The organism is Pseudomonas moraviensis subsp. stanleyae (assembly GCF_036283065.1).
Lineage (GTDB): Bacteria > Pseudomonadota > Gammaproteobacteria > Pseudomonadales > Pseudomonadaceae > Aquipseudomonas > Aquipseudomonas stanleyae.
Genome location: NZ_JAADJI010000011.1, coordinates 262,010 through 288,940 on the forward strand (window position 1 = coordinate 262,010; position 26,931 = coordinate 288,940).

The 26,931-nt window shown below is 60.5% G+C and carries 27 protein-coding genes; 10 read left to right on the forward strand and 17 right to left on the reverse strand.

The window, feature by feature from the left end:
- Positions 1 to 93: 93 nt before the first annotated feature.
- Complete coding sequence (ctaD, locus tag GXB78_RS21265) at positions 94 to 1,680, reverse strand: cytochrome c oxidase subunit I (protein ID WP_016772327.1); 1,587 nt, start codon at positions 1,678 to 1,680, stop codon at positions 94 to 96.
- Positions 1,681 to 1,762: 82 nt separating this feature from the next.
- Positions 1,763 to 2,890, reverse strand: coding sequence for a cytochrome c oxidase subunit II (gene coxB / locus GXB78_RS21270; RefSeq protein WP_016772326.1), 1,128 nt, complete (start codon positions 2,888 to 2,890; stop codon positions 1,763 to 1,765).
- A gap of 370 nt (positions 2,891 to 3,260) precedes the next feature.
- Here coxB and GXB78_RS21275 point away from each other — a divergent pair, with 370 nt between their 5' ends.
- Entirely contained in the window at positions 3,261 to 3,911 is a 651-nt protein-coding gene (locus tag GXB78_RS21275; RefSeq protein ID WP_329516854.1) for a hypothetical protein, read from the forward strand.
- Between the two features lie 136 nt (positions 3,912 to 4,047).
- Here GXB78_RS21275 and GXB78_RS21280 read toward each other — a convergent pair whose 3' ends face one another.
- From GXB78_RS21280 to GXB78_RS21305, 6 genes are all read right to left on the reverse strand, one after another.
- A complete protein-coding gene (locus GXB78_RS21280; protein ID WP_125927300.1) occupies positions 4,048 to 5,574 on the reverse strand; it encodes a SulP family inorganic anion transporter in 1,527 nt (508 codons plus the stop codon).
- Positions 5,575 to 5,664: 90 nt separating this feature from the next.
- A complete protein-coding gene (locus GXB78_RS21285; RefSeq protein ID WP_064365244.1) occupies positions 5,665 to 6,393 on the reverse strand; it encodes a carbonic anhydrase in 729 nt (242 codons plus the stop codon).
- A 237-nt stretch (positions 6,394 to 6,630) separates the two neighbouring features.
- On the reverse strand, positions 6,631 to 7,689 hold the full coding sequence (locus GXB78_RS21290; protein ID WP_329516855.1) for a PA0069 family radical SAM protein: 1,059 nt from the start codon (positions 7,687 to 7,689) through the stop codon (positions 6,631 to 6,633).
- Positions 7,690 to 7,763: 74 nt separating this feature from the next.
- Positions 7,764 to 9,065: a c-type cytochrome gene (locus GXB78_RS21295; RefSeq protein WP_329516856.1), complete on the reverse strand. Its 1,302-nt coding sequence runs from the start codon at positions 9,063 to 9,065 to the stop codon at positions 7,764 to 7,766.
- 13 nt (positions 9,066 to 9,078) lie between these two features.
- The gene (locus tag GXB78_RS21300) at positions 9,079 to 10,863 is read right to left on the reverse strand and encodes a GMC family oxidoreductase (protein ID WP_329516857.1); all 1,785 of its coding nucleotides are present in this window, start codon (positions 10,861 to 10,863) and stop codon (positions 9,079 to 9,081) included.
- A 2-nt stretch (positions 10,864 to 10,865) separates the two neighbouring features.
- Positions 10,866 to 11,612, reverse strand: coding sequence for a gluconate 2-dehydrogenase subunit 3 family protein (locus GXB78_RS21305; protein WP_329516858.1), 747 nt, complete (start codon positions 11,610 to 11,612; stop codon positions 10,866 to 10,868).
- Between the two features lie 280 nt (positions 11,613 to 11,892).
- On the opposite strand from GXB78_RS21305, the gene GXB78_RS21310 reads away from it, so the two are divergent.
- The gene (locus GXB78_RS21310) at positions 11,893 to 12,540 is read left to right on the forward strand and encodes a phosphatase domain-containing protein (RefSeq protein ID WP_329516859.1); all 648 of its coding nucleotides are present in this window, start codon (positions 11,893 to 11,895) and stop codon (positions 12,538 to 12,540) included.
- Between the two features lie 5 nt (positions 12,541 to 12,545).
- Here GXB78_RS21310 and GXB78_RS21315 read toward each other — a convergent pair whose 3' ends face one another.
- The 3 genes from GXB78_RS21315 to prlC all read right to left on the reverse strand — a co-directional run bounded on the left by GXB78_RS21315 (position 12,546) and on the right by prlC (position 17,025).
- Complete coding sequence (locus GXB78_RS21315) at positions 12,546 to 14,573, reverse strand: M3 family metallopeptidase (protein WP_329516860.1); 2,028 nt, start codon at positions 14,571 to 14,573, stop codon at positions 12,546 to 12,548.
- Between the two features lie 113 nt (positions 14,574 to 14,686).
- Positions 14,687 to 14,977: a YheV family putative zinc ribbon protein gene (locus GXB78_RS21320; RefSeq protein WP_016772316.1), complete on the reverse strand. Its 291-nt coding sequence runs from the start codon at positions 14,975 to 14,977 to the stop codon at positions 14,687 to 14,689.
- Positions 14,974 to 17,025 (reverse strand): oligopeptidase A, encoded by a 2,052-nt coding sequence (gene prlC, locus GXB78_RS21325; protein WP_329516861.1) that lies wholly within the window; start codon positions 17,023 to 17,025, stop codon positions 14,974 to 14,976. Before prlC ends, GXB78_RS21320 begins: the two co-directional genes overlap by 4 nt.
- Positions 17,026 to 17,114: 89 nt before the next feature.
- On the opposite strand from prlC, the gene GXB78_RS21330 reads away from it, so the two are divergent.
- Together GXB78_RS21330 and GXB78_RS21335 are read left to right on the forward strand one after the other, a co-directional pair.
- The gene (locus GXB78_RS21330; RefSeq protein WP_329516862.1) at positions 17,115 to 17,660 is read left to right on the forward strand and encodes a gamma carbonic anhydrase family protein; all 546 of its coding nucleotides are present in this window, start codon (positions 17,115 to 17,117) and stop codon (positions 17,658 to 17,660) included.
- 28 nt (positions 17,661 to 17,688) lie between these two features.
- A complete protein-coding gene (locus GXB78_RS21335) occupies positions 17,689 to 18,339 on the forward strand; it encodes an HAD hydrolase-like protein (protein ID WP_329516863.1) in 651 nt (216 codons plus the stop codon).
- A 98-nt stretch (positions 18,340 to 18,437) separates the two neighbouring features.
- Here the strand turns inward: GXB78_RS21335 and GXB78_RS21340 are convergent, their stop codons facing one another.
- Entirely contained in the window at positions 18,438 to 19,514 is a 1,077-nt protein-coding gene (locus GXB78_RS21340) for an aminopeptidase (protein ID WP_329516864.1), read from the reverse strand.
- 58 nt (positions 19,515 to 19,572) lie between these two features.
- Between GXB78_RS21340 and GXB78_RS21345 the strand changes: the two genes are divergently transcribed.
- Both GXB78_RS21345 and GXB78_RS21350 read left to right on the forward strand, forming a co-directional pair.
- Positions 19,573 to 19,995, forward strand: coding sequence for a PA0061/PA0062 family lipoprotein (locus tag GXB78_RS21345; RefSeq protein WP_125917044.1), 423 nt, complete (start codon positions 19,573 to 19,575; stop codon positions 19,993 to 19,995).
- Between the two features lie 40 nt (positions 19,996 to 20,035).
- Positions 20,036 to 20,455 (forward strand): PA0061/PA0062 family lipoprotein, encoded by a 420-nt coding sequence (locus tag GXB78_RS21350; RefSeq protein ID WP_329516865.1) that lies wholly within the window; start codon positions 20,036 to 20,038, stop codon positions 20,453 to 20,455.
- A gap of 4 nt (positions 20,456 to 20,459) precedes the next feature.
- Here the strand turns inward: GXB78_RS21350 and GXB78_RS21355 are convergent, their stop codons facing one another.
- Both GXB78_RS21355 and GXB78_RS21360 read right to left on the reverse strand, forming a co-directional pair.
- On the reverse strand, positions 20,460 to 20,699 hold the full coding sequence (locus GXB78_RS21355; RefSeq protein WP_329516866.1) for a DUF1161 domain-containing protein: 240 nt from the start codon (positions 20,697 to 20,699) through the stop codon (positions 20,460 to 20,462).
- A 240-nt stretch (positions 20,700 to 20,939) separates the two neighbouring features.
- Positions 20,940 to 21,371 (reverse strand): OsmC family protein, encoded by a 432-nt coding sequence (locus GXB78_RS21360; RefSeq protein WP_016772308.1) that lies wholly within the window; start codon positions 21,369 to 21,371, stop codon positions 20,940 to 20,942.
- Between the two features lie 240 nt (positions 21,372 to 21,611).
- Here GXB78_RS21360 and GXB78_RS21365 point away from each other — a divergent pair, with 240 nt between their 5' ends.
- Positions 21,612 to 22,613: an LLM class flavin-dependent oxidoreductase gene (locus GXB78_RS21365; protein ID WP_329516867.1), complete on the forward strand. Its 1,002-nt coding sequence runs from the start codon at positions 21,612 to 21,614 to the stop codon at positions 22,611 to 22,613.
- 163 nt (positions 22,614 to 22,776) lie between these two features.
- On the opposite strand, the gene GXB78_RS21370 is transcribed toward GXB78_RS21365, so the two are convergent.
- On the reverse strand, positions 22,777 to 23,001 hold the full coding sequence (locus GXB78_RS21370; protein ID WP_329516868.1) for a DUF1161 domain-containing protein: 225 nt from the start codon (positions 22,999 to 23,001) through the stop codon (positions 22,777 to 22,779).
- A gap of 129 nt (positions 23,002 to 23,130) precedes the next feature.
- The gene (locus GXB78_RS21375) at positions 23,131 to 23,346 is read right to left on the reverse strand and encodes a dodecin (RefSeq protein ID WP_039757080.1); all 216 of its coding nucleotides are present in this window, start codon (positions 23,344 to 23,346) and stop codon (positions 23,131 to 23,133) included.
- Between the two features lie 166 nt (positions 23,347 to 23,512).
- On the opposite strand from GXB78_RS21375, the gene GXB78_RS21380 reads away from it, so the two are divergent.
- On the forward strand, positions 23,513 to 23,839 hold the full coding sequence (locus GXB78_RS21380; protein ID WP_039757078.1) for a DUF883 family protein: 327 nt from the start codon (positions 23,513 to 23,515) through the stop codon (positions 23,837 to 23,839).
- Here GXB78_RS21380 and GXB78_RS21385 read toward each other — a convergent pair.
- On the reverse strand, positions 23,812 to 24,729 hold the full coding sequence (locus tag GXB78_RS21385; protein ID WP_329516869.1) for a LysR family transcriptional regulator: 918 nt from the start codon (positions 24,727 to 24,729) through the stop codon (positions 23,812 to 23,814). The two genes, GXB78_RS21380 and GXB78_RS21385, sit on opposite strands and share 28 nt — an antisense overlap.
- Before the next feature lie 113 nt (positions 24,730 to 24,842).
- Here GXB78_RS21385 and trpB point away from each other — a divergent pair, with 113 nt between their 5' ends.
- Positions 24,843 to 26,075 carry a tryptophan synthase subunit beta gene (gene trpB / locus GXB78_RS21390; RefSeq protein ID WP_016772302.1) on the forward strand — a complete coding sequence of 411 codons (1,233 nt, stop codon included), beginning with the start codon at positions 24,843 to 24,845 and terminating at the stop codon, positions 26,073 to 26,075.
- Positions 26,075 to 26,884 (forward strand): tryptophan synthase subunit alpha, encoded by an 810-nt coding sequence (gene trpA / locus GXB78_RS21395; protein WP_329516870.1) that lies wholly within the window; start codon positions 26,075 to 26,077, stop codon positions 26,882 to 26,884. The genes trpB and trpA overlap by 1 nt, the downstream gene beginning before the upstream one ends.
- Positions 26,885 to 26,931 lie beyond the last annotated feature (47 nt).

Genomic DNA, 26,931 nt, shown 5'->3' on the forward strand with positions numbered 1-26,931 from the left:
GGTGCGCAGCGCCCACAAAATCTTTGGGGCTGCTGCGCAACCCAGCGGGAGCAAGCTCCCTCGCCACAGGGGATGTGTTAGCAGAAGAGCGTTTCATTTCACTTCCGGCGGCGTGGTAAAGGTGTGATACGGCGCCGGTGACGGCACGCTCCACTCCAGCCCTTCGGCGCCGTCCCACGGTTTCGCCGGGGCCGGGGCGCCGCCGCGGATGGTCTTGATCACGATGAACAAGAAAAAGATCTGCGTGGCGCCGAACATGAACGCGCCGATCGACGAGACCATGTTGAAGTCGGCGAACTGCAGGTTGTAGTCCGGAATTCGCCGTGGCATCCCCGCAAGACCGACGAAGTGCATCGGGAAGAAGGTCAGGTTCATGCCGACGAACGACAGCCAGAAATGCAGCTTGCCGAGGGTCTCGTCGTACATGTGCCCGGTCCACTTCGGCAGCCAGTAATAGGCCGAGGCGAAGATGCCGAAGATCGCCCCCGGCACCAGCACATAGTGGAAGTGCGCGACCACGAAGTAGGTGTCCTGATACTGGAAGTCCGCCGGGGCGATCGCCAGCATCAGCCCGGAGAAACCGCCGATCGAAAACAGGATGACGAACGCCACGGCAAACAGCATCGGCGTCTCGAAGGTCATCGAGCCTTGCCACATGGTGCTCGCCCAGTTGAAGACTTTCACCCCGGTCGGTACGGCGATCAGCATGGTCGCGTACATGAAGAACAGCTCGCCCACCAGTGGGATGCCGACCACGAACATGTGGTGCGCCCAGACGATGAACGACAGGAACGCGATGCTCGCCGTGGCGTAGACCATCGAGGTGTAGCCGAACAGCGGCTTGCGCGCGAAGGTCGGGATGATCTGGCTGACCGCGCCGAACGCCGGCAGGATCATGATGTACACCTCGGGATGCCCGAAGAACCAGAACACATGCTGGAACAGCACCGGGTCACCGCCGCCGGCAGCGCTGAAAAAACTGGTGCCGAAGTGGATGTCCATCAGCATCATCGTTACGCAGCCGGCGAGCACCGGCATCACTGCGATCAGCAAAAACGCGGTGATCAGCCAGGTCCAGACGAACAGCGGCATTTTCATCAGGGTCATGCCGGGGGCGCGCAGATTGAGGATGGTCGCGACCACGTTGATCGCGCCCATGATCGAACTGATGCCCATCAAGTGGATGGCGAAGATGAAGAACGTCACGCTTTCGGGTGCATAGGTTGTCGACAGCGGCGCGTAGAAGGTCCAGCCGAAATTCGGCCCGCCACCCGGGGTGAACAGCGTCGACACCAGCAGCAGAAACGCCGCCGGCAACAGCCAGAAACTGAAGTTGTTCATCCGTGGCAGCGCCATGTCCGGCGCGCCGACCATCAGCGGGATCATCCAGTTGGCGAGGCCGACGAACGCCGGCATCACCGCACCGAACACCATCACCAGACCGTGCATGGTGGTCATCTGGTTGAAGAATTCCGGCTGCACGATTTGCAGGCCGGGCTGGAACAGCTCGGCGCGAATGACCATGGCGAACGAACCGCCGAGCAGGAACATGCAGAACGCGAACCACAGGTACAGCGTGCCGATGTCCTTGTGGTTGGTGGTCAGCACCCAGCGCATCAGGCCTTTCGCCGGGCCGTGGGCGTGGTCGGCGTGACCGTGGTCATCGATGACAGCGCTCATGGCCGGTCTCCTTCACGAAAGTGCACGGGGTGGGCCGGGGCGCGCTGCCCCGACCGGTTCACTGAATACGCAATTGACCGGCTCATTTGCTTTCCGCCTGTTTCAGCTCCAGCACTTCTTTTGGCGTGACCATGTCGCCCTTGTTGTTGCCCCAGGCGTTACGTTCGTAGGTCACTACCGCTGCAATATCGACTTCCGACAGCTGTTTGCCGAACGCCGCCATGGCGGTGCCGGGCTTGCCGTGATAGACGATGCTCAAATGATCCTTGATCGGCCCGGTGGCGATTTTCGAGCCCTTGAGCGCCGGGAACATCGGTGGCAGGCCCTGGCCTTCGGCCTGGTGACAGGCCACGCAAGTGGTGTGATAGACCTTGTCGCCGCGCTCCTTGAGCTCGTCGAGGGTCCATTCCTTGCTGGTCAGTTCTTTGAGTTGCGCCGCCTCGGCCTTGCGCTCGGCGAGCCATTTTTCGTAATCGGCCTGCTCCTTGACCTCGACCACGATCGGCATGAAGCCGTGATCCTTGCCGCACAGTTCGGCGCACTGGCCACGGTAGAGGCCGGGCTTGTCGATGCGCGTCCAGGCTTCGTTGACGAACCCGGGAATCGCATCGCGCTTGACCGCAAACGCCGGCACCCACCATGAGTGAATGACGTCGGCCGAGGTCACCAGAAAGCGCACCTTGGCGCCGATCGGCAGCACCAGCGGCTTGTCGACTTCGAGCAGGTAATGCTCGCCCTTGGCTTCCTTGTTGTGAATCTGCTCGGCGGGAGTGGCCAGATTGCTGAAGAACTCGACGTCCTGGCCCAGGTATTTGTAGTGCCACTTCCACTGATAACCGGTGATCTGGATATCGATGTCCGGCTCGCTGGTGTCGTACATCTTGATCAGCGTCGCGGTGGCGGGGACGGCCATGGCCACCAGGATCAGCAGCGGCACGATGGTCCACATGATCTCGACGCCGGTGCTTTCGTGGAATTTGGCCGCGACCTGGCCGGTAGAGCGGCGGTGCACCATCATCGACCAGAACATGGCGCCGAAGACGATGATCCCGATCACCACACAGATCCAGAAAATGGTCATGTGCAGGTCGAATACTGCGTGACTGATTTCAGTCGCTCCAGGCGCCATATTCACAGTCCACGCCGCGTTGGCCGGGCTGAAAATCGACCACAACAGGAGGCCCATCCAGACATGTGGATGTCGCATCATTGCGGGTTCCCCTTATCGTTCTTGTTATCCCGCCGGCGTATCGCCTGCGGCAAGGGAGCGGCTGCATCAGACTACGAACTTGAATCGCCGGGCCTTGCTGCGGGTGCAGTCGGGCGTCATCAGCTAACTCCATTCATTGGCGAGTATAGACAGCGCCCGGGATTTGCAACCCGGACACGTAAATGAGCTGAAACAACCGGCCCTTGCGTTCAAGTGCCCGAATGGAGAAGGATGCAGACGAGTGGTGGCAAATGGATATAACGCAGCTGCATCAAGGATGAAATAATTATGACAAATGCGTCTTAGCGTTTTTCGTAAGCCAGCTAAGTTATGTCTTCCCTATTTCATTGCCTTGTTTCCTGGAGTTTTCATGAACACCGCCGCATTGCGCGAGCAGATCCAAAAAGCCCAACAGCACGAAAAAGATACCGGCCTGCTGACCCGTCAGCTGGAAAGCAAGCTGCCTCACCTGCACCCGGCGATCCAGTTGCCGGAAGCCGACGCCAATGGTGTGCTGACGCGTTTTGTTGCCGCCTACATCGATGAAGTACCCGACCTCCTGGATGCAGCCAATGAAGTCGCCAGGGAAGCGGGCATCGAATCGCAGATCAAACCGGTGCTGAAAATCGCCGAGCAGTATTTCCTCCAGCCGCCGGCGATCATGGCCGGACACGTTGGCCTGGATGGCCTGCTCGACGAAGCCTATCTGGCGCACCGTTTTGTCGAAGAGGTCAACGACCTGTACATCAAGCACTTCGGCCAGCCATTGATCCCCCTGGACATGACGGTCGCCAACCTGATTGCTCACCAATTGATCGGTGAGGAATTTGCCAACCAACTGGACGAAGCAGTGCATCACGCGATCGATGAGATGCTCAACGACGAGAGTTTTGCTCTGGAGTCGGTGGAAGCCTACCGCGAGAAACTCAGCAGCCCGGACACCGGCGCGGCGTGGAAACGCTGGCCGTGCATGAGCCGCCGGTTGGGTGTGGGGCTTGAGCTGGATCAGCCAGCTGCGTAACCCTCATACTCCATAGATGCAATGTGGGAGCGAGCCTGCTCGCGAATGCGGTCGATCATTCAACATCTCTGTTGGCGGATACACCGCTTTCGCGAGCAGGCTCGCTCCCACAGGGTTTGTGTTCACAGTGGATTATCTAGCCGGCCGCACCGATGCCAGTGTTAGTCCGAACCCGCCCCTCAAGCCGTCGCTTCAACCCACGCGATTCGATCAACAGCTTCGAACCCTTGGCCGCATTCGCCCGGCCCCATTCCTCAAGCAACTCAAGACACGAATGGTCGATGTAGCTCAGGTTGTTCAGCGGTACATGCACGGTCGTGCCGTGAGGGATGCTGCCCAGCACCTGCGTCAGCGCCGGCACTTTGAGGAACGTCGCCGCACCGACCAGACGCAATTCCATCTCACCGTCCTGCGGCAGGTCGATCAGGCTGATCTTCAGGCGCGAAGCCTTGAACGCCAGCTTCAACATGGTCAGGCCGAAACCGATCAGCACACCTGTGAGCAGGTCAGTGAAGATGATCGCCAGCGCCGTGGCGGCGTAGGTGAACATCGGCATCCGTCCGTAACGACCCAGACCACGGAAGGCTTTGAGGTCGACCAGTTTGAAACCGGTATACACCAGCACGCCCGCCAGGCTCGCCACCGGAATGCTCTGCAACACGCTCGACAGCAACAGCACGAACGCCAGCAGCCACAGGCCATGGAAGATCGTCGAGTAACGTGTGGTCGCACCGGCCTGGACGTTGGCCGAGCTACGCACGATCACCCCGGTCATCGGCAACGCGCCGACCAGACCGCAGAGCATGTTGCCGACACCTTGCGCCGACAGTTCACGGTCGAAATCCGAACGCACGCCGCTGTGCATGCGATCCACCGCTGCGGCGGACAACAGGGTCTCGGCGCTGGCAATGAATGCCACGGCAAACGCGGCAATCAGTAGCGTCGGGTCGGCCAGATTCATCAGGTCGGCAGGTTTCAGCCAATCGATGGCTTCGGCCAGGTTCGCCGGTACTTCAACGCGTTTGACCTGCAACGCCAGCATCAGACTCGCCACGGTCGCCAGACCCACACCGAGCAATGCGCCAGGGATGAAGCGCAGCGAATGCGGACGGAATTTTTCCCACAGCCACATCACCGCAATCGTCGACAAGCCAAGCAGACCCGCCTGCCAGCCGAACGACGGCAAGGCTTGCGCCACGGCTGCCGGGAACGCCGTGAGGTTGTCCAGACCTGACGGTTGCGGCTTGGCATCGAGCATCACGTGGATTTGCGAGAGCACAATCAACACGCCAATCCCCGCGAGCATGCCGTAGACCACCGCTGGCGCCGTCACCCGAAACCAGCAGCCAAGCTTCAGTCGCCCGGCGACCAGTTGCAGAAAACCGGCGAGCAGCAGGATCGGTCCGAGCATCTCGATGCCGTGCTGGCGCACCAGTTCGAAAACCAACACCGCCAACCCCGCCGCCGGACCGCTGACCTGCAACGGCGAACCTGCCAGCCAACCGACCACCAGACCGCCGATGATGCCGGTGATCAGACCCTTGGCCGGCGGCAGCCCTGACGCAATCGCGATGCCCATGCACAGCGGCAGGGCGACCAGAAACACAACCACGGAGGCGAGCAGCTCCCGTGGCAACACAGCTTTCAATTGAGCCGCACGCATGGCGATTCTCCCGAAGTTTTCTTCAGGCGTGGCGAGGCCGGGCCGCTGAATCAGCGGCCGGCGTCATACCACACAGATTGTTGGGAAGATTTAGAAGCGCGCTTTGGGCGTCGCCACAGGAATCGGATGGCTGCCGTCGAGAGGCAGGAAACGACCCTGGTCCGCGTCGTAAGCTTTGATTTCGCTGGTTTCAATGTTGTAGACCCAGCCATGGATGAACAGGTGACCGTTCGCCATGCGCGAGGCTACCGAAGGATGGGTACGCAAGTGCTGCAGTTGGGCGATGACGTTTTCCTCGGTGAGGATCGGCATGCTTTCTTTTTCGTCGGTGCAGTTGCAGTTGTCGTGCACCATGGTTTTTGCGACTTCGGCGTGGCGCAGCCAGGCTTTGACCGTCGGCATTTTTTCCAGGCTGTCGGGGTTGAGAACCGCACGCATGGCGCCGCAATCGGAGTGGCCGCAAATGATGATGTGCTGCACGCCCAGCGCCAGTACCGCGTACTCGATCGCGGTGGAGACGCCGCCGTTCATCTGACCGTAGGGCGGCACCACGTTGCCGACGTTACGGGTGACGAACAGATCGCCCGGCGAGCTCTGGGTAATCAGCTCGGGAACGATGCGCGAGTCGGCGCAGGTGATGAACATCGCCTTGGGCGCCTGGGCGGTGGCGAGCTTCTTGAACAGTTCTTCCTGCTGGGGAAAAACGTCATGGTGAAAGCGTAAAAAGCCATCAACGATCTGTCGCAGTGCTGCATCGGCGGATTGTGCTTCAGGGCTTTGCGCCGAGGCAGCCAACGACTGTTTATCCTTGTCACTCATGATTCATCCTCTTGTGCGGATTCAGGGAGTCTTCCCCGGTATTCCGGTATGAAGCCAGTGGCTGTTTAAACCATCCGGGTCATCCCGACCCGTCAGTCACTCGATGAACAAGGTAGCCGCCGAAACTTAACTGAAACTGAATCAAACGCTCTAGAACGTGTGTTCCAGGTCACAAAAAACGTGACCGGCGTGTTTCGGCGGAAGGATTCCAACCCGTCAACCCAAAGTCAATTGTCGCTAAATCAACGACATCTGGCGACCCGGCGGACAGAAGGCCGTGCAGTCGAGGTTATAGCCCTCGCGTTTGTTCAGCCCGACTTTCCTGGTCGCCTTGGCAAAGCGCTGCGCAAGCAGGTCGGCGAACGGCCCTTCACCGCGCATCCGCGCACCGAAACGACTGTCGTAGAGCTCGCCGCCGCGACTCTGGCGAATCAGGCTCAGCACATGCGCGGCACGCTGTGGATAGTGCCCCTGCAACCACTCCTCGAACAGCGGCGCGACTTCCAGCGGCAGGCGCAACATCATGTAGGCGGCACTTTGCGCACCGGCAGCGTGGGCCTCGGTGAGCAGGCTTTCGATTTCACTGTCATTGATCATCGGAATCATCGGCGAACACAGCACGCCCACCGGAATGCCTGCTTCGCGCATCACCCGGATCGCGCGCAGGCGCGCCTTGGGCGCAGCGGCGCGCGGTTCGAGGATGCGCTTGAGTTCGTCGTCCAGGGTGGTCAGGCTGATCATCACCGACACCAGTCGTTGCTGCGCCAGTTCGGTGAGCAAATCGAGATCGCGCAGAATCAGCGAACCCTTGGTGACGATGGTCACCGGATGGCGATAGCGCAGCAGCACTTCCAGGGTCTGTCGGGTGATGTGGTATTCGCGCTCGATCGGCTGATACGGGTCGGTGTTGGAACCGAGATTGATCGGCGCGCATTGATAGCCGGGTTTGCTCAGCTGTTCTTCCAGGATCTGCGCGGCGTTGGTCTTGGCGATCAGCCGGGTTTCGAAGTCGAGGCCCGGCGACATGTCCCAATAGGCGTGGCTGGGGCGCGCGTAGCAATAGATGCAGCCGTGTTCGCAGCCGCGATAGGGATTGAGCGAACGGTCGAAGGGCAGATCCGGCGAGGTGTTGCGGCTGATGATCGATTTGGCTTTTTCGATGATCACTTCGGTGTTTTGCGTCGCCGGTACTTCCTGATACCAGCCGTCGTCCTCGGCCACCGAGCGACTCGGCGCAAAGCGATTGTGCGGGTTGGTTGCGGTGCCGCGACCGCGAGGTGGCAATGGAGTAGACATAAAAACGCCCCGATACTGTATATGCGCACAGTATCGGGGCGTTCCTCATCTGGCTAGTGCCGTCGGGCGAGTGGTCAGTTGTGTTGCGTCACTTGGCCAAGATCGTCACCGGAGGTCTGCTTCATATCCTCCGTACGCAACTCGGCAACATCGGCAGCTTTCACCGGCGCACCCTTGTTGCCCCAACTGCCACGAATGAAACTCACCACATCCGCGACTTCCTGATCCGACAGGCGCCAGGCGAAGCCGGGCATGGTGAAGGTCGAAGGAGCCGCGTGGGTCGCTGGCAAGGTTCCGCCCTTGAGCACGATGTGGATCAGCGAAGTCGGATCGTCCGTCTGCAGCACCGGGTTGCCCGCCAGCGCCGGGAATACCCGGGTGTAGCCCTGGCCGTCGGTGCGGTGGCATGCCGCGCAGTTGTCGATGTACACCGATGCGCCGCGTTGGCTGTCATCACCGTTCCACAGGGCTTTCGCGGCTTTCTCGTCGTACCGATGCGGCTGATCCGCAGGGTCAGTGGCCGGCAGCGATTTGAGATAGCGGGCAATCGCGGTGAGGTCGGCATCGCTCATGTATTGCATGCTGTGAGTAACCACATCGCTCATGCCACCGAACACCGCACTGCGATCACTGCGCCCGGTTTTCAAAAACTGCACCAGTTGCTCTTCGCTCCAGCTGCCCAGGCCATCCTTGTGATCGCCGCGCAGGCTCTTGGCGATCCAGCCTTCCAGCGGCGCACTGCCGGCGAGGAATTCGTTGCCGTCCGCCGCGCTCAGGGCTTTTTCCTGCATGGTCAGCGCGCGTGGCGTGTGACAGGCACCGCAGTGGCCGAGGCCTTCAACCAAGTACGCGCCGCGATCAATCACCGGGTCGTCCGACGTAGCCTTGTAATCCTCGACCTTCGGCGCGAACAGCCAGCGCCAGCCCATCAGCGGCCAGCGCATGCTCAGCGGCCACGGAATGTCACTGGCCCTGTTCTCCTGCGCCACCGGTTCGACGCCGTGCATGAAGTACGCATACAGCGCTTGCATGTCGGCCTGGTTGACCCGCGCATAAGACGGATAGGGCATCGCCGGGTACAAGGTGCTGCCGTTTTTGGCGACGCCATGGCGCACGGCCTGATCGAAGTCCTCGAAGCTGTAGTCGCCCAGACCGGTCTTGTCCGGGGTGATGTTGGTCGAGTAGATCGTGCCGATCGGGGTTTCCATCGGCAGACCGCCGGCGAACGGCTTGCCGCCCTTGGCCGTGTGGCAGGCCACGCAATCACCGGCGCGGGCGAGGTATTCGCCTTGCTTGATCAGATTTTGATCAACTTCAGCCGCATCAACTGCCGTGCTGGCGAGCAGGGCGAGGGTGGCGATAACGAAAGTTTTCATGGTCATCGCTCCTTTAAGCCTGCACCAGCGGGCCGGGGTTTTTCAGGTATTGCTCGCGGATGGCTTTCGCCGACCAGTAGGTCAACGCCGCCACCAGACCGGTCGGGTTGTAGCCCAGTCCTTGCGGGAACGCCGAGGCGCCCGGGACGAACACGTTGTGCACGTCCCAGCTCTGCAAATAGCGGTTCAGCGCGCTGGTCTTCGGATCGGTACCCATGATCGCGCCACCGTTGAGGTGGGTGGTCTGGTACGAGGCGGTGTTGAAGTGGTCGCCGACTTTTTTGCCGATCACCGCGATGGCTTTCGGGCCCATGGCTTCGGCGATCTTGCCCATTTTCTCGACCATGAAGCGGTTCATCTTGATGTCGTTTTCCTGCCAGTCGAAGGTCATGCGCAGCAGCGGCAAACCGTAGGCGTCGCGGTACACCGGATCGAGATCGAGGTAGTTGCCACGGTAGGACTGATGCGCGCCGTGGGCATCCATCGACACCTGATGGGTATAGTAATCGGCAGTCGCGCGTTTCCACGCACTGCCCCAGGCCGGGGTGCCCGGCGGGTTAGAGGTGCCGGCAATCGGTCGGCTGCCGGCCTGGTTGACCCACATCGGCGAGCCGCCGACGAAACCGTGCGGGCCGTGATCGAAGTTGTCGGCATTGAAATCGTCCACCGCCACGCCGTTGCCGCCGGCGCCGATGAAGTTGTTGGTATGGGTGTCCTTGTCGAAGAACGCTTTGATGGTCGCCATGTTCTGGTAGGCAAAGTTACGCCCGACCACGCCTTCGCCGCTGATCGGGTCGTAGGGTTTGCCGATTCCGGACAGCAGCATCAGACGCACGTTGTGCAACTGGAACGCGCCGAGGATCACCAGATCCGCGGGCTGCTCGATCTCGCGGCCCTGGCCGTCGATGTAGGTGACGCCGGTGGCTTTCGATTTGCTGCTGTCGAGATTGACCCGCAGTACATGCGAGTTGGGTCGCAGTTCGAAATTCGCCAGCGGCTTGAGCGCCGGCAGAATGTTCACGTTCGGCGAGGCCTTGGAATACATGTAGCAGACGTAGCCGCTGCAGAAGCCGCAGAAGTTGCACGGGCCCATCTGTGCGCCGTAGGGATTGGTGTACGGCCCCGAGGTATTTGCCGAAGGCAGGTTGTAGGGTTTGTAACCGACTTCCGTCGCCGCTTTGCCGAACAGCTGGGCGGACACGGTGTTTTTCTGCGCTTCAAGCGGGAACGGATTGGAGCGATCCGCCGCGTACGGGTTGCCGCCCTTGCCCTGACCGACCAACTGGCCCTTCACGGTCCAGGCCTGGCCTGAGGTGCCGAAGACTTTCTCCGCAAAGTCGAAAAACGGCTCCAGCTCTTCATAGCTGACGCCGAAGTCCTGGATGGTCATGTCCTTGGGGATGAAGCTTTTGCCGTAGCGTTCTTCGTAGTGGCTGCGCATGCGCAACTCGATCGGGTCGACACGAAAGTGCACACCGGACCAGTGCAGCCCGGCGCCGCCCACGCCGTTACCCGGCAGGAACGCGCCCAACTGGCGGTTGGGCAGGGCGATATCGTTGACGCTGTGGCGAATGGTCACCGTCTCTTTGGAGATGTCCTGAAAGAGTTTCTTGCGCACGCTGTAGGTGAGTTCGTCGATCACCTGCGGATAGTTACCGTCGGGGTAGGTGTCCTGCATCGGCCCGCGCTCCAGCGCCAGCACGTTGAGACCTGCCTCGGTGAGTTCCTTGGCCATGATCGCGCCGGTCCAGCCGAAACCGACGATGACCGCATCAACCTTCTTCATTACCGTTGCCATGCTTATGCCCTCTCGCCGCGAATCGACACTGCCGGGAAGGGGTATTGCTCGTTGCGTTCCACCCAATCCATGAAATCGGCGCGGGCGCCGGGGAAACCGATCATGGTCCAGCCGACCATGCCCTTATTGCCACCATGGATCGGGTCGCAGAAGAACCCTTCCTTGGTGTTTTGCAGCAACAGATTGAAGAAGATCTTCGCCGGCACCGCATCGAACTGCGGTTTTCCGGCTTCGAGCTGCTTGAGCAAATCGTCTCGGGTAGCGCTGTCTTGCTCGGCAAATGTTTTACCGCTGAGACCTTTTACCCACTGATCCGTGGCAGCGATGCCAAGGCGATAGATGTCCTTGGGCACCAGTTTGCTCTGCCAGCCCATCTCAGGTGCCGCGTCGGCATTGAATGGGCCTTGCATGTACCAGAGCGCACCGGCGGCGTACGGGGTGTTCATCTGCCGGTCGATGTATTCCGGCACGCCGGCCTCGAGGGCGCCGGGGCCTTGCGCATCGTTGGGGATCAACTGGGCGACGGCGGCGTTGATGAACGCCCATTCTTCGGCGGTGAAAAAGCTCGGCTGATAATCACCGGCGCCGGCAGGGGCGGGTTTTGCCGCGGCAGGCGCCGGTGCGCTTTCAGGTGCGGCTTGCAGCACGCTGCTGCCCAGGCCGGTACCGGCGAGAGTGACCACCGGTATCAGGGTCAGGGATTTGCGCAAGAACTCACGCCGCGGGTTGTCTCGATCTTGATCAGACATGGGGGGGCACCTCATCAGGCATAGAAGTCAGCCGCTTCTGCGAGCGGCTCGAGGAATTTGGCGTCGCGACGATCAGGGTCTGGTCCGGTAAAAGCCGTTCCCTCTGCAACATCATGTGACAAATGGTAGCAGGCTAAGCATCAAGAAAAAGCTTTCGGGCGGAAAAAAGCCCGGCGAGGTGATGATTCACGTTTCTTTGACGGCCGGCTCACAGTGCATTGACCGCCGAGCAGCGAAGCTGCAATTCCTTCAATCAAGATGCCGAATCGGTCAGCCCAGCATGTCTCGAATGCGCTTTTTCCCGGCTTTGTGTTTTTCGCTTGTCGCGCTGTTGCATGGCATTGCCGCCCGGGCGGCCGACGCCACGCCGCCACGCCAGGCCGAGTGGGCGCAGCCGGTCGAGGCGCAGTTCAACCTGTTCCGCATGTCGCCGACCCTGTATCGCAGCGCCTTGCCCAGTCGTGGCGCGGTACCGCTGCTGAACAGTCTGCATGTCGTTACGGTGATCAACTTCCTGCCAGAAGCCGACAGCGACTGGCTGTCCACGCCCGGGGTCAAGCAGGTGCAATTGCCGTATCGCACCAACCATGTCGACGACAGCGATGTGCTCAAGGCCCTGCGTGCGATTCAGTCCGCCGAAGCCGACGGCCCGGTGCTGATGCACTGCAAGCACGGCTCTGACCGCACCGGGCTGATGGCGGCAATGTACCGGGTGGTGGTGCAGGGCTGGAGCAAGGAGCAGGCGCTCAAGGAAATGACCGAGGGCGGTTTTGGTGACAGTCAGCACTTTCACGACAGCGTGCGTTATGTGATGCAAGCCGACGTCGACCGCTTGCACGAAGCCTTGATCAATGGCGAATGCAGCACCAGTGCATTCGCCATGTGTTCAATGAAGAACTGGTTCGACTCGGCGCACGTCCAGCGTTGATCAGCTCAATCGGCTGGCGCAGGAAATAGCGCGTTGTCGATTGGTTTGCCAAGATAGGCTTGCAGTGCGGCAGGCAGGGTCTGTTTGTCACCCGACAGCAGATGTTCGCGCAGGTCCCGGCCCGTCTGCTCGTTGAACAGGCCTTCCCGTTCGAAGCGCTTGAACGCTTCGCTTGCCAGCACACCGGACCATTTGTAGGCGTAAAGCGAAGCCTCGTAACCAGTGACCAGATAATCGCAGCTGTTGGCGAAGCGGCAGTAGGCTGGAACATGCAGGCTCGGGAATTCGCGTTGCACCTCCTCCACCACTTGTTGAACAGTGCGCCCGTCGCCATGACAGCGGTGCAGTTCGAAGTCGAACAGCGCGCTCAGCAACAGCATCGCCGTCTCCCGGCTGCGCTGGATGTCGGTGGTGGAAAACACGGCGTTGGCCTGCGTTTCCGACAGGCGCTCACCGCTCTGGTGATGCGTACCCAGCCAGCGCAGGAATTGCCCGGACAACGCCCATTTTTCGAACAGTTGACCGACGAACTCGGCAGCGTCGCGACTCAGGTGCGAAATGCCGGACAGGTTGTAGTGCGGCGAACGCGTCAGCACATGATGCAGGCAGTGCCCGAATTCATGCAGCAGCACGCGTAGATCCTGAAGTGCCAGCAGGTGCGGCTGCCCGTTTGCGGCCGCCGTGTAATTGCACTGCAGCGAGGCTATCGGCAGTGATGGCCGGCCTTCAGCGTTGATCCGTCGATTGCGCAGTACACCGGTCCACGCATAGTCGTTGCCCGCGTCGCGGTGGAACGGGTCGAGGTAGATGAAACCAACCGTTTGCTGATGCTCGCTGACTTCGAACAGGCGAACGTTTTCGGTGAATCGTTCCTGGCCGGTAATTTCGCTGATGCTGATGCCGAACATATGCTCGCTGAAGCGGCAGAGGCTGTTCCATGTGGCTTCCAGCGGGAAGAACTGGCGCAGGTCCTGCCCGCCGCCGTGCGACTGCTCCAGGCGTAACTGCTCTGCGAGAAAATCGTGATCCCACGCTTCCAGCTGCTCGATCCCTTGCTCGCGGGCCGCGGCTTGCAGGTCATCGGTTTCGCGCGCCAGCGACACTGCATTGAGGGCGATCTGCTGGCGCAGAAAACGGCGAACCTGATCGGTACCGCTGGCCATGCACTCATGCAGCCGCAGATGGGCAAAGTTGTCGTAACCCAGAAGCCGTGCTTTGGCATGACGAGCGGCCAGCAGTTTTTCCAGCACCGGTCCGTTATCGAAGTGACCGGCGTATGGGCCCTGATCCGAAGCGCGGGTGCACCAGGCTTTGAAATACTCTTCCCGCAAGCCGCGGTGCTGCGCCTGCTTCATGACCAGTTGGTAAGTGTTCTGATCCAGTGTCAGCCGCCAGCCGGAACGGCCTGCCTTATTGGCATTGGCGGCCAGCTGCGCCAGCGTTTCGGACGGCAGCCCCGCCAACCGCGCTGCATCGTCGATGTCCTTGTGCCAGGCAGTGTTGGCGGCTTTGAGATTGCTTGAGAAACGCTTTTGCAGCAGATCGATTTCACCGTTCAAGCGCGCCAGATCCTTGCGCTGCGCACTCGGCAATTCGCTCCCCGCCAAGTGAAAGCTGTGCAGCATTTTCGCCAGCGAGGCTTTGCGTGCCTCACTGAAACTGGCGGCTATGGAGCTCTTTGCCAATCGTTGATAAACCTGGAGCAACTGTCGATTGGCGGCTTTAGCGGTGGTGTAACGCTGCGCGGCGTGCGTACTCAGGGCTTCCTGCGACGACCACTGGAGATCATCGGCATGAATCACCGAGAGGAATTCGATGATCGCCATGGTTTCATCCAGACGCGCATCGGCTTCATCGATGGCGATCACCACGTCGTCCCAGTTGGGATGCTCGACCTGAGTGGCGATGACGTTTTCGATAATCAGCAGATTATCGGCAACGATGCGCTCGACCGCCGGCAGCAAGTGCTCGGCGCGTACTGCCGCCCAGGGCGGCAACTGCCATTGTTGCAGGAGGGGATTGGTGTCAGGCATGGCGTCTTCCGTGAGAGAGGGCTGGATTGACGAGCCTAATCAGGAAGCGCGGGGGCGAGGTGGTAGATAGTTACCGCCACCAGCCGACGATCATCGGCAGGTGGCGGTAGTTGTCATTGTTGCTCGTCGGGCTTTTTCTTCAGCTTCGGGTTCGGGAAGAATTGCACCGCCTGAACCTTCTTGTCGGCCGCAGGTTTCAGCGCACTGGTATTGACCCGCGTGCCCAGCTCCTTGGGCACCGACAGGCCCTGCTCGTTGAGGGTGTCGGAGTAACCGCAGGCCACGCACTCGCGGTGGGGCACGCCGTCCTCGTTCCACATCATCAACTTGTCCGGCTCGCTGCACGCCGGGCAGACCGCCCCGGCGATGAAGCGCTTCTTGGTGATCACAGGGCCGTCGCTCATGCTGCCGCGTCCTCACTCAGACCGCTGTGGCGCAACAGCGCGTCGATCGACGGCTCACGGCCACGGAAGTCGACGAACAGCACCATCGGTGCCTGCGAGCCGCCGCGCGCCAGAATCGCTTCGCGGAAGGCGCGACCGGTTTCAGCGTTGAGCACGCCGTCTTCTTCGAACTTCGAGAAGGCATCGGCGGACAACACTTCGGCCCATTTGTAACTGTAGTAACCGGCCGCGTAACCACCGGCGAAGATGTGCGCGAAGCTGTTGGGGAAGCGGTTGTACGCCGGTGGTCGCATCACCGAGACCTCGTCACGCACACCCTCGAGCACTTGCGCCACGCTGCGGCCATCGCCGTGGGTGGCGTGCAGTTCGAAGTCGAACAGCGAAAACTCCAACTGACGCACCATCATCAGGCCAGACTGGAAGTTCTTCGCCGCGAGCATTTTTTCCAGCAGATCCTGCGGCAGTGGCTCGCCGGTCTCGTAGTGGCCGGAAATCAGCGCCAGGCCTTCCGGCTCCCAGCACCAGTTTTCCATGAACTGGCTCGGCAGCTCGACCGCATCCCACGCCACGCCGTTGATGCCGGAAACGCCGGCGTGTTCGACGCGGGTCAGCAGGTGGTGCAGGCCATGGCCGAATTCGTGGAACAGGGTGGTCACTTCATCGTGGGTCAACAGTGCCGGTTTACCGCTGTCAGCCGGAGTGAAGTTGCACACCAGATTGGCCACCGGACTTTGCAACACGCCGTCGACGGTGCGACGACGATCGCGGGCGCCATCCATCCAGGCGCCGCCACGCTTGTTGGCGCGGGCATACAGGTCGAAGAAGAAGCGGCCGACGTGCTGGCCGTTTTCCTTGATCTCGAACAGGCGGACGTCCGGGTGCCAAGTGTCGAAGCCTTTCTGTTCGGCGATCTCGATGCCGTACAAACGCTGGACGATGGCGAACAGACCACTGAGGACTTTATCGATCGGGAAGTACGCACGCAGGGTTTCCTGAGCGACGCTGTAACGCTGCTCGCGAAGTTTTTCGCCATAGAAACCGCTGTCCCAGCTTTGCAGGTCAGCGCAGCCCTGTTCGGCGGCGTAAGCGCGCAGCTGTTGCAGATCCTGCGCGGCGAACGGCTTGCTGCGCTGGGCCAGATCGCGCAGGAAGCTCAGCACCTGATCGCTGGATTCGGCCATTTTTGTCGCCAGGCTCAGCTCGGCGAAACTGCCGAAGCCCAGCAGTCGGGCCAGTTCCTGGCGCAGATCGAGGATCTCTTCCATCACCGGGCCGTTGTCGTTCTGGCCGGCATTCGGGCCCTGGTCCGAGGCGCGGGTGCAGTAGGCGGCGTAGACTTCTTCGCGCAGTGCGCGGTCTTGCGCGTAGGTCATCACCGCGTAATAGCTGGGGAATTCCAGAGTGATCAGCCAGCCGTCGAGGCCTTTGGCCTGTGCGGCGGCGGCCATTTGCGCCTTGGCCGAATCGGTCAGGCCGGCGAGGGCGGCTTCGTCGGTAATGTGCTTGGTCCAGGCCTGCGTAGCGTCGAGCAATTGGTTGGAGAAGCGGCTGCCGAGCTCTGACAATTTGCTCTGCACTTCGGCGTAACGCTTCTGCTCGGCTTCCGGCAGGTCGATACCCGACAGGCGGAAATCGCGCAGGGCGTGTTCCAGAATGGTTTTTTGCGCGACGTCGAAACCGGCGGCTTCCGGGCTGTTGGCCAACGTTTCATACGCCTGGAACAGTTCGCGGTTCTGGCCCATTTCGGTGGAATAGGCGCTCAGGGCCGGCAGGCACGACTCGTAGGCTTCACGCAGTTCGGCGCTGTTGCACACGGCGTTAAGATGGCTGACCGGGCTCCACGCTGCACCAAGACGATCGTTGAGTTCGTCCATCGCCAGCACCAGACCGGCCCAGGTCGGGTTCTTGCCCTGGGTCTTGAGGATTTCGGCGATGGCGGCGCGGTTGTCCGCGAGGATGGTTTCGATGGCGGGCAGGACGTGTTCGGCACGGATCGTGGAGAACGGCGGCAGGTCGTAGGACTGCAAAAGAGGGTTGTTCACGCTCACGGTTGGCACCTTGGCTGGAAGAAACATGCGCCCATCTTAATTACAATCGACACTCACCGCAGCTATCGGCGACAGAGAGAGAACTAATCGTGTCCCTTCGCAAATACCAGAATCACACCCCGCAGTTGAGCAAAGGCGCATTCGTCGACGGTTCGGCGGTGGTGATCGGCGACGTCGAAATTGGCGAAGACAGCTCCGTCTGGCCGCTGACGGTGATCCGTGGCGACATGCACCGCATTCGCATCGGTGCGCGCACCAGCGTGCAGGACGGCTGTGTGCTGCACATCACCCACGCCGGCCCGTTCAACCCGGACGGTTTTCCCTTGCTGATCGGCGATGACGTGACCATCGCCCACAAGGTCATGCTGCATGGCTGCACCGTCGGCAGCCGCGTGTTGATCGGCATGGGCAGTATCGTCATGGACGGCGCTGTGGTCGAAGACGATGTGATCATCGGCGCCGGCAGCCTGGTGCCGCCGGGCAAGCGCCTGCAGAGCGGCTTCCTGTATGTCGGCAGCCCGGTAAAACAGGTGCGAGCGCTGACCGACAAGGAAAACGCCTTTTTTACTTACAGCGCGGCGAACTACGTCAAGCTCAAGGACCTGCATCTGGCCGAAGGCTACGACCAGCTCTGAATTGCCCTACATCTGCTCAGGAATTCTCATGCATTACCAGACTGTACTGTTCGACCTCGATGGCACCCTGACCGACCCGCGTGAGGGCATCACTCGCTCAATTCAGTTTGCTTTGGCCAAGCTTGGCATCGACGAACCGGACCTGAGCAAACTGGAGCACTTCATCGGCCCGCCGCTGTTGCAAGCGTTCATGCAGTTCTATGACTTCGACGAGGCCAAGGCCTGGGAAGCGGTGAATTTCTATCGCGAGCGCTTCAAGGTCACAGGTCTCTACGAGAATCGTGTGTTCGACGGCGTGACGCCGCTGCTGGAAACCTTGAGCGGGCAGGGACGGCAGTTGTACATCGCAACTTCCAAGCCGTGGATATTCGCCCACGAAATCGCCCGGCATTTTGATTTCGCCCGGCATTTCAAAGTGATCTACGGCAGCGAGCTGGACGGCACGCGGACCAACAAGGTTGAGCTGCTCGCGCATCTGCTCGAGGAAGAGCACCTGGACCCGGCGCAGACCCTGATGATCGGTGATCGCAAGCATGACCTGATCGGCGCCCGCAGCAATGGCCTGGATGCAGCGGCGGTGGGGTATGGGTTCGGCAGTTTCGAGGAGTTGAATGCCGAGGCGCCGGCTTATCACTTCGAGACGCTGGATGCGTTGCATCAGGCGTTTTTGCAGCGCTGATGAATAGCTTTCGCGAGCAGGCTCGCTCCCACAGGGGCACCGCTATCCAATGTGGGAGCGAGCCTGCTCGCGAAAGGGCCGTTATGCCCCCGAATTCCTTAGAACCTGGCCAACGTTTTCAGCGCCGCCTTGCGCTCTTCAACCGGCAACTTCCCCAACCGCTCAACCTCGGCATAAAACCTCAACCAGTCCCCGCCAACCTGCCTGAACAGCGCAGCAAACGCTGGCACCCACTGGTCATACAGCCCGAACGGTAACAATCGCGCATTGTTCAGCGGCGCATTGACCCAGGCGTCATAGCGCTTGTCCCCGGCCCACTGACTGTCGCGCATTACTCGATATTCCCGGCGCAAGCGCTCGAATTCTGCCGCTTTGCCCGCGCGCATCTGCTCGGCAGACAACGGTTGTGCATAGAGCTTCTCCAATCGTGAGCGCGTGTCGAGTACCAGAGCAATGAACTGGTCACGCTGCTTGAGCCTGGCATCCGACTCCGCCGGCAGCCCGCGAAACGCGCGCCACTGCCGCGTGCCTTCCTGCTCGACGAAGGTGGCGAATGACTCGTTGAATTCGGTGTCGTCCTTCACATAGAACTTCTGATGCGCCAGTTCATGAAAGATCAGTGTGGCCAGACGCTCATCGCCCCAGCCCATCATCGAGTTGAGGATCGGGTCATCGAACCAGCCAAGCGTCGAATACGCCTCGACCCCGCCGATCGACACGTCCATGCCCTGCAAGCGCTGAATCGCCGCTTCGCCACGCGCGGCGCTCTGGCTGTAATAGCCGCGATAGGCCACGCAGCCGGCAATCGGGAAGCAGTGATTCTGCGGCGTGAGGGAAAACTCTGCGGTGGCGAAGACGTTCCACACCACGAATGGTCGGCCGAGGTCGGCGTACAGGCGATAGCTCCGGTTGTCCGGCAGGTGCAGATGCTCGCTGGCGAACGTGCGGGCCTTTTGCGATTGGGCCAGATGCGTGCGCAATTTGGCGTCGCGGCTCGGGTCGGCAATGACTTTCTCCACCGGCTCCCGCGCGCGCAGCAATTGCAATTGTCCGCTGGCGAGCTGGCTGTAGTAGCTGACGCTGGCGCAACCGTTGAGCAACAAAAACAACACACCCGGAAACAAAATCGGAAAAACGCGATCAAGTAACCCAAGGCTGGAAAACGGCCTGATCAAAATAAGAAATTCCCCGGAAAGTCTGCCCCAAGACTATCCCGCCTCAAGGAGCACCGCTATGCGCATGTTGATGCTGACAGGAGGCCTGCTGACGCTGGCCGGTTGTGCCGGATTCGGAATGCCCGACCCCGACCCTTCGCAAGCCTGGATCGATCTCGACGCCCGCCAACACGACACGGCGCTGCAAGCCGTGCAAGTCGATGCCACCCAGGCCATCGATAAACGCTATTTCGAAGTGCAGCCCGGCAGCCACGAGCTGAAGGTGCGCTATCAGTTTCCGGTCGAGGCCACCAACATCGGCCCGAATGCCGAACCGCTGTGGCGTGATTGCCAGATGAGCGTGAAATTCAAGGATTTCAACGCGGGCCAGCGCTATCAGTTGCAGGCTGGCAGTATCGGCTTCCGGCCTTGGGCCAAGCTCTATGATGAACAGCGCAAGGTAGTCGGTCAGGGCACACCGGCGGGCTGCCAGAGCAGTTGATCGGCGCTATGCTGGCTATTCAGATCTGTGGATATCCATCATGCGTAAAGTGCTGCTGTTGCTCGTTGTCGGCCTTGTCGCCGGTTGCCAGACGCCGTTGCCCGCGGTTGACCCGCAAATGGCCTGGGTCGACTTCTCCACGCCAAGCCCTGGCGGCAAACTGCTGATGGCCGAGCGTCTCGATAATCAGCGGTTGAACGACGGCCGATTCTTCCAGGTTACCCCCGGCAGCCATGAGCTGCGGGTGCGTTTCGACTTCGAAGTGTTTGGCGGCGGTGGCAGTCTGCTGACGGGACCGGTGGAGCGTCTGTGTTATCTGACGATCCGCTATGACCACTTCGAGGCCGGCCAGCGTTATCTGCTGGAAGGGCGCTCGTTGGCATTCACGCCGAGTGCGCGTTTGTACAATGCCAAGCGCGAAATCGTCGCTGAAGACCGCGAGTTCAACTGCATCATCTAGCGGTTCAGTTGCCGTTTTTCTGATAGATGATGCGCTTGGTACCGTTCTCGCAAGTGCCGACGATCATGGCTGAGTCGTGCTGCTTCGCCTCTTCCGCCGTGATGATTTCCAGGGTGTAGGAAGGAATTGCTTTCGCCTGAATCTTGATCTCGATTTCCTTTCTGAGCTCTTCACAGTCCTTGGGGGCTGCGAAAGCGGACGTGGCCAGTGCACTGCAAAGGATCGCCAAGCCAATACGTTTCATCGATGAAGCTCCTTGAAGCAGCGCGCACGGGTGTGCACTGAAGCTGCTGTCGATTATTCGACCACAATTCTGCGGAGCGGGTTCTGACTTCGCTCACACCTTGTATTAATTGCCGGCCGCTGAGCAGGTTTCGAGACTGCCTTCGCGAGCAGGCTCGCTCCCACACTGGATCTGCGACGTGCACAAATCCCCTGTGGGAGCGAGCCTGCTCGCGAAGGCGTCAGCCCGGCAAACGCCCAATCAGCTGACCAGCGAAGCCTCGAGAGTGATCTTCGCATTCAGCACCTTGGAAACCGGGCACCCTTCCTTGGCCTTGTTGCTCAGCTCTTCAAACTGCTGCTGGGTCGCGCCCGGGATTTTCGCCTTGAGAATCAGCTTCACCGCAGTGATCGCGAAGCCGCCGTCAACCTGATCGAGAGTAACTTCAGCGTTGGTGTCGATGCTGTCTGCCTTCAGGCCGGCATCGCCGAGAATCATCGAAAATGCCATGGAGAAGCAGCCGGCGTGGGCCGCGCCGATCAATTCTTCCGGGTTGGTTCCCTTGCCGCCTTCAAAGCGCGCCTTGAAGCCGTACGGCGCTTCCCGCAATACACCGGTTTCGGTGGAGATCGAGCCGAGACCGGTTTTCAGGTCGCCTTCCCAATGCGCCGATGCCTTTTTCACGATAGCCATGTCTGCCTCCTCAAATGTGGCGCGGAACGCCGCGCCGTCGCGGTTTTTACTAGCAAGGCTTCTGAGGATAGACGGCGGAACAAAGTTCAGCCTGGCTGAATCGTTGACTTTTTTAGTAGGAAATTTCGTCGCTGCTATTGAATCTCGGGTATATGCCCTCATTCCATAAAATACGCTTATGGATTTGGCAGGTTTTCGTTCGCAAGAAAGACCTGCCTCCCCACCCGGAGATGCAGGTTCATGAAAAAACTGTCCGACGTTAAATTTTCCACCCTCGACCTGGTGCCGGTGCGCGAAAACGGCAGCGCTGCGCAATCGCTGCGCAACTCGCTGGACCTGGCGCAACATGTCGAGAAATTCGGCTACACGCGGTTCTGGGTCGCCGAACACCACAATATGGACGGCATCGCCAGTTCCGCCACTTCGGTATTGCTCGGCTATCTGGCCGGTGGCACGTCGACGATCCGTGTCGGTTCCGGCGGGGTGATGCTGCCCAACCATGCGCCGCTGGTAATTGCCGAACAGTTCGGCACCCTCGAGAGCCTGTATCCGGGGCGGATCGACCTGGGTCTGGGCCGTGCGCCGGGCTCTGATCAGATGACCGCCCGCGCCTTGCGCCGCGAGCGCTCGGGCAGCGCTGACGACTTCCCTGAAGATGTCGCCGAACTGATGCGCTACCTCGGCCCGCGCACCCCGGAGCAACGGGTGATCGCCATGCCCGGCACCGGCACCAATGTGCCGATATGGTTGCTCGGCTCGAGCCTGTTCAGTGCGCAACTGGCGGGTGAGCGGGGCTTGCCTTACGCCTTCGCCTCGCATTTCGCGCCGCGCTTCATGCACGAGGCGATCCGCATCTACCGTAACCACTTCAAGCCTTCGGCGGTGCTCGACAAGCCGTACGTAATGCTCGGCGTGCCGCTGGTGGCGGCCGATACCGACGAGCAAGCCGATTATCTGGCGACGTCGGTGTACCAACGCATTCTGGCTCTGATGCGTGGGCGGAGCCTGGTGCAGCGTCCGCCGGTGAAAACAATGGACGGCCTGTGGCTGCCCCATGAGCGTGAAGCGGTGGGCGATTTCCTTGGCCTTGCCATGGTCGGCGGCCCGCAGAAGATCCGCGCCAGGCTTGAAGTGCTGATCGAGCAGACCCAGGCGGATGAGCTGATCTTCACCAGTGATCTTTACGAACACGCCGATCGCATCCATTCCTACGAATTGCTTGCGCAAGTCATGAAGGGATGACGCGAACCCTTGTAGGAGCTGTCGAGTGAAACGAGGCTGCGATCTTTTGATCCTGATTTGAAATCAAGATCAAAAGATCGCAGCGTGCCGCAGCTCCCACAGGGAAATCATCGCCCAAAAAAAAGCCGACGCATCCACGTCGGCTTTTGTATTTCAGGCGCGATCAACCGCGCTTGTAGACGATTTCCTTGCTGCCGCCTTCGCAGGTGCCGACGACGTCACCATCAGCCGCCGCGCCCTTGTCGACAACCTCCAGCGAATAACCGGAAACGCCCTTGGCGTCGAGCTTCGCTGCAATTTCGCTTTTCAGCTCTTCACATGGCTTGCCGGCTGCAAACGCACCACCCGCAAGGCTCAACAAACCTACTGCCAACATGAACTTCTTCATCGGTCGCACTCCCTGGTCGGATTGAAAGAGGCGGGCATCGGGTCATCCACCCGATGCGCTCACCTTGTAGCGCTTTGCCATTCCCTATGGCACTCGGCCAGCGCGCAAGTTCAGAAGACTGGCTCAAACTCAGCTGGCGACAATCTTGAAGCCGACTTTCAGTGTCACTTGAAAATGCGCTACCTGGCCGTTTTCGATGTGGCCGCGGGTTTCGGTCACTTCAAACCATTCCAGATTGCGCAGGGTCTTGTTGGCTTCGGCCAGGGCGTTGTTGATGGCGTCTTCAATGCTGGTAGTGGACGAACCGACCAGCTCGACTTTCTTGTACGTGTGATGGTCACTCATGGCGATCTCCTTGGGTTGGAATGGCAGGTGAAATTGAGCCTAGCAGGCAATTGCACTGTTGATTTCGGCGCCGCTGCGCTGGCGAAGTTCAGAATTTCTGCACTTTCTCGAAGCGTTGAAGTCCCAACCAACACACGCCACTCATCACCAATGCAGGAGAGCCACCATGGCCAACACCTCTTTACGTAAAGCCTCGTTGCAAAGCATGGAAGCCGAGATCGAGAGTCTGCTCAAATCGTTGGAAAGCCTGAAAGACGATGCTTCGGACGAGTCGCGCAAGACCCTCAAGGCGCTGAAAAGCAATGCCGAAAGTGCACTGAAACATTCCCGTCATCTGCTCAGCGACGCGTACGAAGAAGTCAAAGTTAAAACCCGCGAGACCGGCATTGCCACTCGTGACTACGCGCAGGAACACCCATGGACCACAGCCGGCGTGGCTGTCGGTGCAATCGGTCTGCTCGCTGCCTACTTTCTGTTCAAGCGCGGTGAGTGATCAGGCTGGCGCAGCTCATTTTTGAGCCACTGCGCCAGTTGCCGGGCGCGCCCGTCCGCGGCGCGCTTGGGTAGCCACAACGCCAGTTGCGCCGGGGTTTCGCAGAAGCCCCACGGCGCAACCAGGCGCCCCGCCTTCAGATCCTCCGTGACCAATGGCTCCGGCGCGATCGCGACGCCGAGACCTGCAACAGCTGCTTCCAGCAAATAATACAAATGCTCGAATCCTTGCCCGAGCTTCAACGCCCTGGCGTCGAGGCCGTACTGCTGTGCCCAACTGGGCCAGGCCTGCGGGCGAGAGGTGGTGTGCAGCAAAGGCTCGTTGAGCAGTTCTGCGGCTGGAGCGGCTTGCAGCTTTCGATAGCCGCTGAACAACGGGCTCATCACCGGGCCGATGCGTTCCGCCGCCAGTTCGTAGACCTGCATATCGGCGGGCCACGGTGGTTCGGCGAACAGCAACAAGGCATCCAGTCCCGGGCGTCGAGGATCGAGATCGCCTTCACCGGCAGACAGGTGCAAACGCAAATCCGGCAGATCGGCATTCAGCCGCCCCAGACGCGGAATAAACCAGCGCGCCAGCAGACTCCCCGAACACCCGAGCACGAACGGCGCATCGGCAGTGTTTTGCGTCAACTCCGCACAGACACTGCGCAATCGATCGAACGCTTCACCACTGGCATCGCGCAGACGCACGCCGGCATCTGTGAGTTTCAAGCCGCGCCCTTCCTTGACGAACAGGCTCACGCCGAGGTGTTCTTCAAGCACCTTGAGCTGGCGGCTGACCGCACCATGGGTGACGTGCAGCTGCTCGGCAGCCTGACTGACACTGTTCAGACGGGCGGTAGCCTCGAAGGCGCGCAAGGCATTCAGCGGGGGAAGGTCGTGGCTCATGATATCTGTGAGTTTTCCTGACAGGTTGTAGCGATCTTATCGGTTTTCAGCGTGGAAAGTCAGGGGTAGAGTGGGCGTCATTGTCTTCTCACCGAATTCACCTGGAGCGACCCATGACCCAGACTTCGAACACCTCTGATCTGCGTAACGGCCCTGATGCCAACGGCCTGTTCGGTGCGTTCGGTGGCCGTTATGTAGCGGAAACCCTGATGCCGTTGATCCTCGACCTGGCCCGCGAGTACGAAGCGGCCAAGGAAGATCCGGCCTTCAAAGAAGAATTGGCCTACTTCCAGCGGGACTACGTCGGACGTCCGAGCCCGCTGTATTTCGCTGAACGCCTGACCGAATTCTGCGGCGGCGCGAAAATCTACCTCAAGCGTGAAGAGCTGAACCACACCGGCGCGCACAAGATCAACAACTGCATCGGCCAGATCCTGCTGGCGCGGCGCATGGGCAAGAAGCGCATCATCGCCGAGACCGGCGCCGGCATGCACGGTGTGGCCACGGCCACTGTCGCTGCGCGTTTCGGTCTGGACTGCGTGATCTACATGGGCACCACTGACATCGAACGTCAGCAGGCCAACGTCTTCCGCATGAAGCTGCTCGGCGCTGAAGTCATTCCGGTTGTGGCTGGCACCGGCACCCTGAAGGACGCAATGAACGAAGCCCTGCGTGACTGGGTGACCAACGTCGACAACACCTTCTACCTGATCGGCACCGTAGCCGGCCCGCACCCTTATCCAGCAATGGTTCGCGACTTCCAGGCCGTCATCGGCAAGGAAACCCGCGATCAGTTGCAAGCTCAGGAAGGTCGTCTGCCGGACAGTCTGGTGGCGTGCATCGGTGGCGGCTCCAACGCCATGGGCCTGTTCCACCCGTTCCTCGACGACAAGAGCGTGGAGATCATCGGCGTCGAGGCCGCCGGTTACGGCATCGAAACCGGCAAGCACGCGGCCAGCCTCAACGGCGGTGTGCCGGGCGTGCTGCACGGTAACCGCACCTTCCTGCTGCAGGACGATGACGGCCAGATCATCGACGCCCACTCGATTTCCGCCGGCCTCGACTATCCGGGCATCGGTCCTGAACACGCGTGGTTGCACGACATCGGCCGCGTCCAGTACACCTCGGTGACCGACGACGAAGCGCTGGAAGCGTTCCACAAATGCTGCCGTCTGGAAGGGATCATTCCTGCGCTGGAAAGCGCCCACGCCCTCGCCGAAGTGTTCAAACGTGCACCGAAGTTGCCGAAGGATCACCTGATGGTGGTCAACCTTTCGGGCCGTGGCGACAAGGACATGCAAACCGTGATGCACCATATGCAACAGTCGCAGCAGGAGAAACACTGATGAGCCGCCTGCAAACCCGTTTTGCCGACCTCAAGCAACAGAACCGCGCCGCGCTGGTGACCTTCGTCACCGCTGGTGATCCTGACTACGACACTTCGCTGGCAATCCTCAAAGGCCTGCCGGCGGCGGGTGCCGACGTGATCGAACTGGGCATGCCGTTCACCGATCCGATGGCGGATGGCCCGGCGATCCAGCTGGCCAATATCCGCGCACTGGGCGCCAAACAGAATCTGGCGAAAACCCTGCAAATGGTTCGCGAATTCCGTGAAGGCAACAGCGACACGCCGCTGGTGTTGATGGGCTACTTCAATCCGATCCACAAATTCGGCGTCGAGCGTTTTATCGCCGAAGCCAAAGAGGCTGGCGTCGATGGCCTGATCGTGGTCGACATGCCACCAGAGCACAATGAAGAGCTGTGCGACCCGGCGCAGGCTGCCGGGCTGGATTTCATTCGCCTGACCACACCGACCACCGATGATGCGCGTTTGCCGCGGGTGCTCAATGGCAGCTCCGGTTTTGTTTACTACGTGTCGGTGGCCGGGGTGACCGGTGCCGGTGCGGCAACGCTGGAACACGTCGGAGAAGCAGTTGCGCGTCTGCGTCGGCATACCGACCTGCCGATCAGTATCGGTTTTGGTATCCGTACGCCGGAGCAGGCTGCTGCCATCGCGCGTCTTGCCGACGGTGTGGTGGTGGGGTCGGCATTGATCGATCACATCGCCAGCGCCGATACGCCTGAGCAGGCGATCGATGGCGTGTTGAGTCTGTGTTCAGCGCTGTCTCAAGGCGTGCGCAACGCTCGCGGTTAAAGCCGAAGGGAATAAAAAAGGCTTCAGAACAGACGTTCTGAAGCCTT